Below are 14726 nucleotides of genomic sequence, written 5' to 3' on the forward strand. Positions count from 1 at the left end.
CGACTAGGCCCGCCGTTCTTTGTTTGAAAGCCCCGTTCATAGGCACAGGAACGGCGAAGGGTCTCAGCGAAGCTCGATCGACACCCGCCCGGCCTGCCCCTCCGCGTCGATCACCGACAGCGTGGTGAAGCCCGGCCCCGAGACCGGCGCCAGCAGCGCCTCGCCGCGCAGCCTTGTGGCGACCACCTCGCCATCGGCGAGCAGCGTATAGGGCGGCACCCCGCCACGCAGCTTCACCGGCACGCCGCGCGGATCGGCGGCGAGCCGGGCACCCTCGGGTGGAAAGATCAGGCGCAGCCGGGGCGCCTCTGCCACCCCGTCACCGAAGCGTTGCAGATGCGGCGGCAGCGCGGCATTGCCCACCAGCAGCGTGTCCGGCGGCGGCGCGGGCAGCGGCACCGGCTCGGCGCGGGCACGCCCCAGCGCCTCAAAGAGCAGCGGCGCCGCGAGATCGCCGCCGAACGCCCCCGGCACCGGCGTGCCGTCGGGTCGGCCGATCCAGACACCGGCCACATAGCGCCCGTCAAACCCCAGCGCCCAGGCATCGCGGTGCCCGTAAGAGGTGCCGGTCTTGTAGGCCACGCGGCCAGGCGGGCCGGCCTGCGGCGGCGGCGCCAGCCCGGCGAGGATATGCCCCACCTGCCAGGCGGCGCGTGGGCTCATCAGCCGCGCACCCTCGGCCTCGCGCTCCTCCGCCCGCCAGCGCAACGCCCGCGCTTCGCCGCCATTGGCCAGCCCCGCGTAAAGCGTCACCATGTCCCAGAGCGACAGCCCGACGCCGCCGAGGCTCACCGCCAGCCCCGGCGCGCCGCCCTCGGGCAACTCGGGGTGCAGGCCCGCCGTCTCAAGCGCCGCCATCAGATGCGCCGGCCCCATCGCCTCGGTCAGCCGCACCACGGGGATGTTGAGCGAGAGTTGCAGCGCCCGCGACACCCGCAGCTCCCCCCGGAAGCGCCCGTCGAAATTCTGCGGCGCGTAGCTGCCGAACCGCACCGGCGTGTCGGAGATCAGCGTCTCGGGATGCGCCAGCCCGCGGTCGAAGGCCAGCCCGTAGACCAGCGGCTTCAGCGTCGAGCCCGGCGAGCGCAAAGCCTGCGTCATGTCGACAAAGCCCTGCCCCTCACCGGCGGAATAGTCGGGCGAGCCGATGCTGGCCAGCACCTCGCCGCTCTGGTGATCGGCGACGATCAGCGCCATGGAGAGCCGCCCGTCGCGCCCGGCCATATAGGTGCGTGCCAGCGCCTCCAGACGGCTTTGCAGCCCCCGGTCGAGCGTCAGATCGTGCCGCCCCGGCCCCTGCGCCACGGCCCTGTCGGCCAAATGCGGCGCAAGTAGCGGAAAGGCGCGGCGGCCCTGCGGAGCCGGGTCGCGCAGCGAGACACGCGCGGTCTCGGCGTCGATCACCCCCGCGCCCGCCATGCGCGCCAGCACCCGGTCGCGCGCCGCCCGCGCGGCCTCCGGATGCCGGTCCGGGCGGCGCGATTCCGGCGCCTGCGGCAATGCCACAAGCAGCGCCGCCTCGGCGGGGGTGAGCCGCGCCGGCTCCTTGCCGAGCCAGGCCAGCGACGCAGCGCGCAGCCCTTCGACATTGCCGCCATAGGGCGCAAGCTCAAGATAAAGCTGAAGGATCTGCGCTTTCGACAGCCGCCGCTCCAGCGCCAGCGCCAGCCGGACCTGCCGCAACTTGCCGCGCCAGGCGCCGGTGCTGCCGTCCTCCAGCAGCCGCGCCACCTGCATTGTCAGGGTCGAGGCGCCCGACACGATGCGCCCGGCGCGCAGCCCCTGCCAGGCAGCGCGCGCCGTGGCGATGGCATCGACACCAGAATGCTCAAAGAACCGCTTGTCCTCATAGGCAACCAGCATGTCGAGAAACAGCGGATCGACCTGATCCAGCGACAGCGCCATGCGCCAGAGCCCGTCCTCCACCGTATAGGCCCGCAGCAAATGGCCGTCGCGGTCGCGCACCTCGGGCGCGGTGGCGTGGATCAGCACCGGGATCTCGGTGCGCGCGATCCAGGTCTCGGTGGCGTCCCGCGCGAGCGCCACGGACCAGAGCAGCAGGACGAGGGCGAGAAGCCTAGACATCCGCCTCCCACAGCCCCGGATATGTGGTCACGAAGCCTGTCGCATCCACCGCGAGCTGCGTCGCAAAGCCGGTCTGTTCTGCGCTGTAGGCGACGAGATTGCCGCGCTCGCGAATATAGCTCTGATCGAGCGGCGACAGCGCCGGCCCAGGCAGGCGCAGCCAGGCGGACCGGGTGGTGAGCCGCCCGACATCCGGCAGCCGGCGCAGCGGCATCAGGTTGGTGGCGGGGGTAAAGGCGAAATCCACGTCCTCGCAGCCCGCGAGATCCGGCTGCGGATCGCCGTTTAGCATCCAGTCGCCGTGCTCGTTGATAAGCCGCAGCGCCAGATCGCCGCCGCCATGGGTGCCGGTCACATCGGCGCTGAGGGTGCGCCAGTCAGCCCCGATGCGCACCACGTAATCCAGCGCCGCCCAGCCGGCGCCGTCGCGGAACCGGGCGTGGCCCACCAGCATGTAGCCGCCATCGAGATTCGCCAGCCGGCACTTGTCTTCGCCGTCGCGGTCAAGCGCGCGCCAGCGGATCGTCGCAATCGTTTCGGTCATTCGATCTCCATGCTGCCAGAGGCGGTGGTGGCGCGGTATTCCGGCCGGTACATATCCTCGACCAGCGCCGCCGGGTGGTGGAAGCTGCCGGGCGAGACCGCGCGCACGATATAGGCCAGCCGGATCGGCGCGTTGCCGTTCTGGTCGACCGCCGCAAGGAACCGGTCGCTGCGGAACTCCGCATGCTGCGTTTCGGCGGGCTCCAGCCAGTCGAGACCCCGGATATCGCCCGCCCGGATCAGGTTGGGATTGTCGATCTCGAACCCGGCAGGCAGCGGATCGTCGATCATCAGCCGGGCATTGGTGTCCTCAGCCGGGCGGATCGTCAGCACCGCCACGAGCCGGTCGCCCTGCCGCACCGGGCCGGAGAGCGCTCTGCCCTCCATAGAGAAATATTCCCGAGATAGGGAATAGCCATAACCGCCCGCCTCGGTCTCGCCCTCGGGCACACCCAGCGCGGTGAGCGTGAGCGGGGTCGGACCGCTGCCGGTATTGGCGATCTGCATCGGTTCGAGCGCCTCGCCCGCGATGCGCCGCAGGAAGGGGCCGGAAACCGGGGTGCCGTCCAACGCGATGCCGGCGGCGGTGGGATCGTCCACCAGCGCATGCGCCGCGAGCAGTGCCCAGGCCTGTTCCTGCGTCGACATCGGGCGTTGTGTGGCGGCGATGCGGGTGACCAGCGCCTCGCGATCCACCGCCGCGCTGCGCGCCGTCGCCGCCAGCGACAGCACCCCCGCCGCGTCGCGCAGCGCCGAGCCGTAATCGGCGCGCCAGAGCTGGCCCTCATTGCCCTGCCCGGCGAGCCGCGCGGCGGCCTTGGCAAACATCCGGTCGGCGCGGGTCTGGTCGCCATAGCTGGCCAGCGCTGCCCCGAGCTGCGCCTGCGCCAGCGGCGTGGCGAAGGCATCGGCGCGCTGATCGGCATAGTAGCGCAGATCGCCGATGGCCGCCTGCCCCTCGCGCGCCAGCACCATCAGCGCATAGGCGATATCCTCGCCGCCCTCTTCGAAATCCGGCGCATAGGCGATGCGGTTGCGGAGATTGTCGAGCGCGGCGTTCAGCGCGGTCTCCGGTACCTCCTGCCCCTCGGCCCGGGCGCGGGTGAGGAAGTCGCTGACATAGGCATCGAGCCAGAAATCCCCCGACCCCGCCTGCCAGAGCCCGAACGCGCCGTTCGCCGCCTGCCGGGTCAGCAGTTTGGTGATCGCCTGACTGACGCGCCTGTCGATCTGCGCCTTGCCGCCGAGCCCCAGCGGCTCGGTCACCGCGCTCATGTAGAGCAGCGGCAGGGCCTGCGAGGTCACCTGTTCGGTGCAGCCATAGGGGTAACGGTCGAGCGAGGCGAGCAGTCCCGGCGCATCGAACCGCGCCAGCGGGCCGGCGGAGACGATCACCTCGGCACCGTCGTGGCGCAGACCGGTCAGGGCGCCGCCGTCGAGGGTAAAGCTTTGCCCCGGATCGAGCAGGATACGCCGCGTGCGCCCCACGGAGGGATCGTTGGCCCGGATGCCCAGTGTCAGCCTCTTGATGAGGCGTTTGCCGTCGGGGGTGGTCAGTGCCAGCGTCAACGCATGATCGCCGGGATTGCCGGCGGTTATCGGCACGCTCAGCCGCTGCGTCTCGCCCTCGCCCAGCGTCACCGAGGCCGGCACGGCGCCGGCATCCAGCGTCAGCCCTGTCGCACCGATCTCCAGCCCCATCTCGCCGGTGGCGCCGGTTGCATGGGTGATCTCCAGCAGCATCCGCGTGCTGTCGCCGGGCGCCAGAAAGCGCGGCAGCGAGGCCGTCATCACCACCGGGTCGCGCACCAGAACGTCCTGCTCGGCCTGCCCCACCGCCGTGTCGCTCCAGGCCACCGCCATGAGCCGCACGGTGCCGTTGAAATCGGCCATGTCGAAACGGACCTCGGCGCGCCCGTCCGGACCCACCGTCGCCGGGCCGGAGAACAGCGCCACCAGCTCCTCTGTCGGCGGCGGCGATTGCATCCGCAGCGAGGCACCGGCATCGCCGCCGGAACGGATCGTGCCCATGGCGCCGTTCATCCCGTCGATGAGCCGGCCATAGATATCGCGGATCTCCACCCCCAGCCGGCGCTGGCCGAAATAATGCGCCGAAGGGTCGGGGCTGTCGAAGCCCGTCAGGTTGAGAATGCCCAGATCGACGGCGGCCACGGTGACATGGGCGGTGTCGCCCTCGGCCACGCCCTCCACCGTGACGGCGGCGGTCAGCGGCCCGCGCGGGGCGCTTTCCTCCGGCGCGTCAAAGCGCACATCGAGCTGCCGCGTCCCCGGGTCGATGCCCGCATGGGCGAGCCCGAGGCTGCGCGCCGGGTTCTGCCCGGCGGCCACATCCATGGGCCGGATCACCTGCGCCGTGACATAGGCGCCGGCGCCCCATTCCTCTGTCACCGGCAGGTCGATCACGGTCTCGCCCTCGGAGACCTCGACCGCTCGCATGGCGATCACCCGGTCGGCCAGCACCGTCACCAGCGCCTTGCCCGCATAGCGCGGCACGATGCGCAGATGCGCGGTCTCGCCCGGCGCATAGGCCGGCTTGTCGAGCGACAGCTCCAGCGTGTCGGGCGTGTCGAGCGCCCCGGCGGCAGCATACCAGCCGGCGCTGAACCCGACCGAAGAGCCGACATAACCGCCGCCCGTACGCTCCACCACCAGCTCGTATTCACCCCAGTCGAGACCGGCGGCCACACGCAGCGGCTCTGCGCCCAGCGTGGCGCTGCCGCTGGTCACGGTGGTTCGCGTGGTCACCGGCTCCCAGTTCCAGTTGCCGTAGAGCTGATACCACTGGTAGCGCGTGGTCACGCGGTTGATCCGCCATTCCACGTCCATCGGCACCGGCGACAGATCCGGCCCCACCGCTTGCAGCAGAAAGCTTGCCTCGCCCCCCTCCGGCAGGGTGCCGTCGAATTCCGGGCGAATGCCGATCATCGGCCCGCCGGGCGCCATGGGTCGCGTGATCGTGCGCTCCACCGGGCGGCCAGAGCCCTCGGCAACGCGCAGGGTCACGCGCGCCTCCTGCGGCTGGCCGGTCGCGGCGTCGGGCAATGGCAGGGCGAGCTGCGCAAGGCCCTGCGCGTCGGTGCGCAGATCGGCGGGGAAGCTGCGTGTCTGCGGGTTGGCGCCCTCGTCATGGCGCCCGAAACGATAGCCCGGCAGCGCGTCGAGCGTGGTTTTCGGCGACAGCGTCAGCTCGCCCTCAATGGGCAGATCGGCGCCCGGCGCACCGAAGAGATAGCGCGCCTCGACATCCAGCATCGGCGGGGCATCGCGGCGGATCGGGGCGTCGGGTAGCGCAAGGTCGACATCGATGCGCTCGGGCACGAAGTCCTCGACCAGCAGCGTCTGGCTGACCAGCGCCGGCGCCTCCGGATCGGCAAAAAGCGCCAGCCGCCAGGTGCCGCGTGGCACCGAGGGCGCCAGCGGCAGGGTGAAGACATGGCCGCCATCGACCCCATCCGCAGACACAAGCCGCGTATGTTCCACCCCGTCTGGACGGGTCAGCACAGCGGTCAGCGGCACATCGCCCACCGCCCGCACCTGCCGGTCGCGCAGCAGGGCTGTGGCGTGGATCGTCTCGCCGGCGCGATAGGCGCCCCGGTCGGTGGTCAGGAAGGCATCTAGCGGCCCGCCCGGCTCGCGCCCCTCGACGCCACGGTCGGAAAGATCGAAGGCCGGATCGGTGAGCGAGAGAAAGGCGATATCCTCCTCGCCGCGCGCGGCGGTGACCAGCGCCGGCTCGGCGCCACCGGTGCCGCGCGTGAGCCCGGCCGGGAACTGCGCCACGCCCTGCGCATCGGTGGTGACGGTGCCCAGCGGACGGTTGGCGCGCGACAGCAGCGTGACCTCCAGCCCCTCCAGCGGCGCGGCATCGGACAGCGCGCGGGCAAAGACCGTCAGCCCGTCGCTGCCGGCCAGCGTGGTCAGTCCGATATCGGACAGCACGAACCACTGCGTCGCGCCGGAGATGTCGTCGCGCTCGGCCCCGGGCACCGAGGCGCTCAGCGCATAGATTCCCGCCGGCAGATCGCCCACCACCTCGCCCATCGGCAGCCGCGTGGTGATATCGGCGTTCAGCCGGTCCTCCACCTCGCATTTGCCGGTCCAGATCTCCTCGGCCAGCTCATCGGCAAAGCGCTGCTCCTGCCAGCGCGACAGGGGCCGTCCGAAATAGCTGTCCTGAATGGCGCGGATCAGGTTGCGGTCGGAGACCCGGCGCAGCGTCAGGTCCAGCTCCGAGAGGTTCACCGTCTCGACCGGCAGCCCGGCATCGGCGCTTTTCGGCAGCACATAGGCACGGCCCGGAAAGCTGACGCTGGGCGCGCGGTCGCGCACATAGGCGGTGATCGGCACATCGCGCAGCAGCGCCTCACCCTCGGCGGAGGGCAGCCCGGCGCGGAAGGTCAGCGCATAGCGCGCGCCATGCGCCACCCCGGTGACGCAGACGCGGCGGTCGTCCGAAGTGACCGCGAGTTTCGGGTCGGGCAGCCGGACATATTGCGTGTAATCCTGCCCGGCGCGGATCAGCGGCTCCGAGAACTCGGCGCAGATGCGCGGCGCGGCGCTGTCGGCCTCGACCGTATGCTCGACGATGCGGAAGCCATATTGCGCAATCGCCCGGTCGAGCGCCCGGTCGATATCGTCGCGCGGACCGAAGCTTTGCGCCAGCCGCAGCGCCGGAATCATCAGCCGCCCGCGCCCGGCCTCTTCCAGCGCTTCGGAAAGTTGCAGCATCGCCGTGGCGCGCTGCGGCGCGGGGCCTGCGCGCAGATAGCCGTTGACCGCCGCCAGCGCGGCGCGGCGGGTGAGCGCCGAGCGGTTGTTGCTGTTGCGCGCCGTGGCCCGGGCCAGCGCCAGCCGCCCGTAATCCAGCCAGAGATCGGCGGCATCGCTCTGCGCCAGCGCCGCGCCGGTCCAGTTCAGCGCGGCGGAGAGGTTGCCCTGCGCCTCGGCATCGCGCGCCGCATCGAGCAGCGCCTGCACCGACCACTTGCCACCCGCGTGACGCATCCCCAGCGCCGCCGCCTCGGCGCGGGCCTCGTCGAGATCACCCTCGCCCAGAAACGCCAGATCGGCCCGCCGCGCCTGCGCCTGCGCGACCACCCCGGGATCGGCGGCAACCACCTGTGCCGAAACCGCGCCGTCGAAGGGTCGCCGCTCGGTGATGCCCGATTTCGGAAAACAGACGCTTGCGGCGGTGTTGTAGGTGAAGGCACCACAATCCCGGTCGTTGAGGCAGAGATTTTGGCAGGCCTCCAGCGAGCTGTCATAGAGCGCCTGGAGGTCGGAGCCGTAAAAATCCATGTCGCGGCTGACGACAAGCCGGCGCTCTGGCATCGCGTCCTGGGCGAGGCTGGCGCCAGCGGCGCAAAGCCCCACCAGCAGGGCCATCAGAAAACGGCGCATCCTGCAAACTCCTCCTGAACAACGATCTTATCGTGCCCCTCGCGATCCCGGAAGGCAACGATTCCCCGGTGCGGCCTTAAGGCGATCTTCACCAAGCCCGGCCCATTCTGCCCTCGATCAAGGAGGCGACGAGGGCATGAGTCTCACGGCACGGCTGGCCGAGGAGCGCCGCGCGCGGCTGGCGGCGGAACGCCTGCTTGAACTCAAGCAGGCGGAGCTCTTTGCCGCCAATCGCAAGCTCGACAAGCACGCCCGCGCGCTCAGCCACGAGATACATGAGACCCGCGCGCAGATGACCGAAGTGCGCACCGAGAACCGGCTGGTGAAGTCGCAGCTGGGCCAAGCGCATGAAAAGATCGAGCTGGTCGAGGGGCAGCTTTGGAAAGCACTCCAGACCATGCGCGACGGCTTTGCCATGTTCGGCGCGGAGCGGATGATGGAACTCGCCAACCCCGCCTATCTCGCCCCGTTCGAGGGGCTCGACACGATCGGCCCCGGCGCCAGCTATCGCCATGTGCTGGAAATGATGGTGGAGGAGGGGATCGTCGATCTTCAGGGCGAGCGCAGCCGCGTCTGGCGCGACCGCATGCTCGCACGCTGGGATCAGAATCCGATCCCGTCGGAGACGATCCGGCTCTGGTCCGGGCAGTTCATCAAGCTTCAGGACAGGCACATGCCGGATGGCGGCATCGTCTCGCTCGGTGTCGACATCACCGAGCTGATGCGCATGTGGTCTGCCATCGAGGAGCTGCCCGACGGCTTCGTGATCTACGATCCCGAGGACCGGCTGCTGATGTGCAACGCCCCCTATCGCCGGATCTACGACAAGAGCGCCCCGGCCATACGGCCCGGCGCCAGCTTTGAGGATATCCTGCGTTACGGGCTCGATCACGGCCAATATGCCGAAGCCGTGGGCCGCGAGGAGGAGTGGATCGAAGAGCGGCTGTCGGCGCATCGCGATGCTGTGCAGGAGCTGGAGCAGCAGCTCGCCGATGGGCGCTGGCTGCGCATCTACGAACGCCCGCTCTCGGATGGCGGCCGCGTCGGGCTACGCATCGACATTTCCGACATCAAGCAGACCCAGCACGAATTGCAGGAGGCGATGCAGCGCGCCGAGGCTGCGAGCCGCGCCAAATCCTCCTTTCTCGCCAATATGAGCCATGAGATCCGCACGCCGATGAACGGCGTGGTCGGCATGGCCGATCTGCTGCGCGAATCCGATCTCAGCGAGGAACAGAAGCTCTATGTCGACACGATCCGCAGCTCGGGCGAGGCGCTGCTGGTGATCATCAACGACATTCTCGACTATTCCAAGATCGAGGCCGACAAGCTGGAGCTGAAACCCGAACCCTTCGATCTCGAACGCGCGGTGCATGAGGTGATGCTGCTGTTGCAGCCGGCGGCGCGCGAAAAGGGGCTCGATCTGCTGGTCGATTACGATCTGTTCCTGCCCACCCATTTTGTCGGCGATCCCGGGCGCATGCGGCAGATCCTCACCAATCTGGTGGGCAATGCGGTGAAATTCACTGTCGAGGGGCATGTGCTCGTCCGGGTGACCGGCACCACCGGCGACGACGGCATCGCCGCCGTGCATGTCACCGTCGAGGATACCGGCGTCGGCATCCCCGAGGACAAGCGCGACCATGTCTTCGGCGAGTTCAACCAGGCCGAGGACGACCGCAACCGGCAGTTCGAGGGCACCGGGCTGGGGCTCGCCATCACCCGCCGGCTGGTCGGGCTGATGGGCGGCGAGGTCTGGCTGGACTCAGAGCCGGGCCGGGGCTCGTGTTTCGGCTTCCGCATCGCGCTCCAGGCCGAAGATCCGGCACAGCCAGAGGCGGTGGCGCTGCCCGAGGGGCTGAAGCGCGTGCTGCTGGTGGACGATCACGCGTTGAACCGCGCGATCCTGACGCAGCAGCTCGAACGGCTGGGCCTCGCGGTCGATCACTGCAAGACCGGCAACGAGGCGCTCGACCGCATGGCCGTGCCGCCGGATCTGGTCATCGCCGAGCAGGATCTGCCCGACATGACCGGCGGCGATCTGGCCCGGGCGCTGACCCGGCTGCGCGCGGGCCAGCCGGTGATCCTGCTCTCAGCCGAGCCGCAGCCACCGGGCGGCAGCGAAACCCTGCGCCATGTGCATATGGTCCTGCCGAAGCCTGCCCCGCGCCGCAACCTCTTTGCCGCGCTGGAAACCGTGACCATGCCGGAGGCCGGGACCGCACCGGTGCAGGGGCCTCCCCCGCCGCCCGACATCGCGACGCAACCGCCGCCCGACGCAGCACCTGCGGATGCGCCGCCGGGGCGTGCGCTCGACGTACTGCTGGCCGAGGACAACCGCACCAATCAGCTGGTCTTTCGCAAGATGGCGGCACGGCTCGCCACGCCGCTCACCCTGCGCATCGCGGCGAACGGGTTCGAGGTGGTGCAGGCCTATCGCAAGCGGCGCCCGGATCTGATCTTCATGGATATTTCCATGCCCCGGATGGACGGCAAGGAGGCCACGCGCGAGATCCGCGCGCTGGAGCCCGAGGGCGCCCGCGTCCCGATCATCGCGGTGACCGCGCATGCCATGGAAAGCGATCGCGAGGCGATCCTCGCGGCGGGGCTCGACGATTACCTCACCAAACCGCTGCGCAAGGCAGAGCTGGCGCGGCTGGTGGAGAAATGGGGCGCTCTGCCCGATCAGGCGTCGGCGGCGCGGACAAACACCGGCTTGTCCGCGGTCGAGAGCGTCTCGGACCAGGCATAGCCGCCGGCGTCGAAATCGCGCAGCGCGTCGGGGTCGGTCAGCCGGCGCTGCACGATGAAGCGCGCCATCGCGCCGCGGGCGCGCTTGGCATAGAAGCTGACGATCTTCGGCGTGCCGTTCTTGTCTTCCATGAATTGCGGGGTGATCACCCGCAGCTTCAGCGCCTTTTCATCCACCGCGCCGAAATATTCCTGGCTGGCGCAGTTCACCAGCACATCGGTGCCGGCGGCCTCGGCCTCTTCGTTCAGCGCGTTGGCGATCTTGTCACCCCAGTAATCGTAGAGCGAGCCGCCGCGCCGGGTCTTCAGCCGCGAACCCATTTCCAGCCGGTATTGCTGAATGCCGTCGAGCGGGCGCAGCACGCCGTAGAGCCCCGAGAGGATGCGCAGGTGATCCTGCGCCCAGGCCATCTCCTCGGCATCGAGCGAGGCGGCCTCCAGCCCCTGATAGGTGTCGCCGGCAAAGCCCAGCGCGGCGGGGCGCAGGGTATCGGCCTCGGGCGTCTCGGAGAAATCGCGGAAGCGGTCGCGGTTGAGCTTTGCCAGATCGTCGGAAAGCTTCATCAGCGATTTCAGCTCGCCCAGCGTCAGATTGCGCGCCGTCTTGGCGAGCTTGACCGCCTCCTCCGCAAAGCGCGGCTCGGTCATCCCGACATCGCGTTCCGACCAGTCCAGCCGCTTGGCCGGAGACACCACCACCAGCATCGCATATCCCCCTTGGTTGCACCGGATGACATTCCGCCTTTGGAATGCCTTTCGCCCGATCTAGCCCGCCTCGCTCAGAACGTCCAGAAACGCGGCGCCGAACCGGTCGAAACGGCGCTCGCCCAGCAGCCGCGCCATCTCGTCGGGCTGGCCGGGCCGCATCTGCGCCACCTTAGCCAGCAGCGAGGCGGAACAGGAGAGCGGTTTCTCGGTCCCGTCCGCACCGCGCGCCAGATCCGCCTGCACCGTCATCAGCGCATCGTAGGTCGAGCCCGCCTCACGCCCTGCCAGCTTGCGCCGGGTCGGGTGCATCTCCTCCTCCGCGCCGGTGATCACCGAGAGGAACTCGGCGCCATAGCGTTCGAGCTTCTTGGCCCCCACCCCGTTGATCCGCGCCATGTCGTCGAGCGTGGCGGGTCGGCCCTCGGCCATCTCGATCAGGGTGCGGTCTGGGAAGATCATGTAGGCGGGCAGCGAGGCCGCCTCGGCCAGCGCGCGGCGTTTCGCCTTGAGCGCCGAAAGCAGCGGCGCGTCCTCTTCATTGACCAGAGTCTTGACCTGCGGGCGGCGCTCGGCGGCGCGGTCGATCACATCGCGGCGAAGCTGGATCGTCTGCTCGCCGCGCAGGATCGGCAGGGCCTCGTCGGTCATCACCAGCGCGCCGTGGCGTTCGGGATCGGGACGCACGAGATCGCGCCCCATCATCTGCCGGAACACCGCCTGCCACTGGCCCTTTTTCAGATCGCGGCCCACGCCGAATGTGGGCAGCTGATCGTGCCGGCGCTGGCGCACCTTGTCGGTCTCATTGCCGATCAGGATGTCGATGAGATGGCCCGCGCCGAAATTCTCCCCCGTCCGCAGCGCCGCCGACAATGCCTTGCGCACCGCCTCGGTGCCGTCGAACACCTCCGGCGGCTTGTCGCAGAGATCGCAATTGCCGCAGGGCTCGGAGGCCTCGCCGAAATAGCGCAGGAGCTGCTGGCGCCGGCAGCCCAGCGCCTCGGCCAGCCCCAGAAGCGCGTTGAGCCTTGCGTGATCCGCCGACCGGCGTTCCGGCGGCGCCATGCCCTCGTCGATCTGGGCGCGGCGCAAGCGGATATCGTCGGCGCCGTAGAGCGTCATGGTCTCGGCGGGGGCACCGTCGCGCCCGGCGCGGCCGATCTCCTGATAATAGGCCTCGATGCTTTTCGGCAGATCCGCATGGGCGACCCAGCGGATATCGGGCTTGTCGACGCCCATGCCGAAGGCAACCGTCGCCACCACGATCAACCCGTCCTCCTTGGCAAAGCGCTCCTCGACGGCGCGGCGGGCCTCCGCCTCCATGCCGCCGTGGTAGAAACAGGCGCTGTGCCCGTCTTCGCGCAGCGCCTGGGCGATGCCCTCGGTCTTGGCGCGGGTGCCGCAATAGACGATGCCCGAACGGCCCTTGCGCGCGGCGGCAAAGCGCAGGATCTGCGTGCGCGGGCTGTCCTTGGGCTTGAAGGCGAGATGGATATTGGGCCGGTCGAAGCCGCGCAGGAAGGTCTGCGGCGCCTCCCCGTCAAACAGCCGCTGGACGATCTCGCCCTGCGTCTCCTGATCGGCGGTGGCGGTGAAGGCGGCAAGCGGCACGCCCAGGGCACGGCGCAGCTCGCCGATGCGCAGGTAATCCGGGCGGAAATCATGGCCCCACTGGCTGACGCAATGCGCCTCGTCCACGGCGATGAGGCTTACCCCCGCCTGAGCCAGCATGCGCTGCGCGCCGCCCGAGGCGAGCCGCTCCGGCGCCAGGTAGAGCAGCTTGAGCGTGCCCTCCGACAGCATGTCCCAGACCGCATCGGTCTCTTCCTGGGTATTGCCCGAGGTCAGCGCCCCGGCGGCCACCCCGGCCTCGCGCAGCGCACGGACCTGGTCGCGCATCAGCGCAATCAGCGGCGAGATCACCACGGTGACCCCGCCCCGCATCAGCGCGGGAAGCTGGTAGCACAGCGACTTGCCGCCGCCGGTGGGTATGATGGCCAGCACATTGTCGCCCCGCGCCACGGCATCGACGATCTCGCCCTGACCGGGACGGAAGGCGTCGAAGCCGAAGACTTCTTTCAGCAGCGCCTCACCGGGCACAGTATCGCGGGGCATGGGAGTACCTGCGGAATTATCGCTAAATCTGCTCTATTCCGCACAGTCTCATACTAAGAATTGGTGAACAAGGCCGCTTGGCCCGGAAATATCACCCGAAGAGCAGCGTCGGCAGAATATAGTCGCGCAGCGAGATCACGATGATGAACACCACCAGCGGCGCCAGATCCAGCGGATGCGTGTCGGGCAGGATGCGGCGGATCGGCTGATAGATCGGCTCCAGCAGGCGATTGAGCCCGGTCCAGATCTGGCCGACGATGGGCTGCCGCAGGTTCAGCACGTTGAAATTGATGAGCCAACTCATGATGATATGCACAATCATAATGAAGAAGATCACATCGAGGACCAGCTTCAGCGGGCCGTAAACTGCCATCATCGGTATCGGTTTCCTTTGTCTGACCGCGCTCACAGGTAAGCATCCCGGACGTCGAGGGCAAGAGTGCCGCGAGGTCTTGGTTGACGCTGCGGCGCCGCATGCGCTTCTTGGCCGCAAAAGGAGGCGCCCAATGTTCCCATTCATCCGCATGGCCAAGGAAATCTGGCTCACCCGCAAGCAGCCGCCGCTCGCCCATGACGGCGTGCATGTGTCGCACCACATGTGCTGGCCCTGGGATCTGGATATGTGGAACGAGCTCAACAACGGTCGCACGCTGACGCTGCTGGATCTCGGGCGGTTCCCGCTGGCGATGCGCACCGGGCTGATCGGAGCGCTGAGGCGCGAGCGCTGGCGGCTGACCATGGCCGGCGTGGTGGTGCGCTATCGCCGGCGCATCCAGACCTTCGAGCGGGTCGAGATGCATTCTCGGCTGATCGGCTGGGACCGGCGGTTTCTCTATATCGAGCAGAGCCTGTGGAAAGCGGACGGGGACTGCGCCACCCATGCGGTCTATCGCGCCGCCGTCACCGACCGCAACGGCATCGTCGGCACCGACCGGGTGACGGTGGCCATGGGCATAGACGCCGCCGCGCCGGAGCTGCCGGTCTGGGTGCAGCACTGGCTGCGCGCCGAGGACGAACGCCCCTGGCCGCCGGAGCGCGGCTGAGGCAAAGGCAGGCCGCGCGCGGCACGGGCCTCCCGCGAGACGCATTTCGGCTTGCCAGCCCTA

8 protein-coding genes are annotated in these 14726 nt (G+C 69.2%); 2 read left to right on the forward strand and 6 right to left on the reverse strand.

All coding sequences use genetic code 11. The features are described 5' to 3' along the window. Positions 1–63 precede the first annotated feature (63 nt). From pbpC to I6N89_RS15490, 3 genes are read right to left on the reverse strand one after another with little or no spacing between them, the layout of a single operon-like run. Complete coding sequence (gene pbpC, locus I6N89_RS15480; RefSeq protein WP_207019325.1) at positions 64–2085, reverse strand: penicillin-binding protein 1C; 2022 nt, start codon at positions 2083–2085, stop codon at positions 64–66. Continuing rightward, complete coding sequence (locus I6N89_RS15485) at positions 2078–2629, reverse strand: putative glycolipid-binding domain-containing protein (RefSeq protein ID WP_207019326.1); 552 nt, start codon at positions 2627–2629, stop codon at positions 2078–2080. Before I6N89_RS15485 ends, pbpC begins: the two co-directional genes overlap by 8 nt. After that, the gene (locus I6N89_RS15490) at positions 2626–8049 is read right to left on the reverse strand and encodes an alpha-2-macroglobulin family protein (protein WP_207019327.1); all 5424 of its coding nucleotides are present in this window, start codon (positions 8047–8049) and stop codon (positions 2626–2628) included. Before I6N89_RS15490 ends, I6N89_RS15485 begins: the two co-directional genes overlap by 4 nt. Before the next feature lie 136 nt (positions 8050–8185). Between I6N89_RS15490 and I6N89_RS15495 the strand changes: the two genes are divergently transcribed. Beyond that, positions 8186–10801, forward strand: coding sequence for a hybrid sensor histidine kinase/response regulator (locus I6N89_RS15495; protein ID WP_207019328.1), 2616 nt, complete (start codon positions 8186–8188; stop codon positions 10799–10801). On the opposite strand, the gene yaaA is transcribed toward I6N89_RS15495, so the two are convergent. From yaaA to I6N89_RS15510, 3 genes are all read right to left on the reverse strand, one after another. Continuing rightward, the gene (gene yaaA, locus I6N89_RS15500) at positions 10735–11505 is read right to left on the reverse strand and encodes a peroxide stress protein YaaA (RefSeq protein ID WP_207019329.1); all 771 of its coding nucleotides are present in this window, start codon (positions 11503–11505) and stop codon (positions 10735–10737) included. The two genes, I6N89_RS15495 and yaaA, sit on opposite strands and share 67 nt — an antisense overlap. Before the next feature lie 60 nt (positions 11506–11565). Continuing rightward, a complete protein-coding gene (gene recQ, locus I6N89_RS15505) occupies positions 11566–13620 on the reverse strand; it encodes a DNA helicase RecQ (RefSeq protein WP_207019330.1) in 2055 nt (684 codons plus the stop codon). A gap of 91 nt (positions 13621–13711) precedes the next feature. Next, the gene (locus I6N89_RS15510; protein ID WP_076700701.1) at positions 13712–13996 is read right to left on the reverse strand and encodes a YggT family protein; all 285 of its coding nucleotides are present in this window, start codon (positions 13994–13996) and stop codon (positions 13712–13714) included. Positions 13997–14126: 130 nt separating this feature from the next. Between I6N89_RS15510 and I6N89_RS15515 the strand changes: the two genes are divergently transcribed. Further along, positions 14127–14663, forward strand: a complete 537-nt coding sequence (locus I6N89_RS15515) for an acyl-CoA thioesterase (protein WP_207019331.1) — start codon at positions 14127–14129, stop codon at positions 14661–14663. Positions 14664–14726 lie beyond the last annotated feature (63 nt).

It is taken from the genome of Salipiger abyssi (genome assembly GCF_017311415.1).
Taxonomy (GTDB): Bacteria; Pseudomonadota; Alphaproteobacteria; order Rhodobacterales; family Rhodobacteraceae; genus Salipiger; species Salipiger abyssi_A.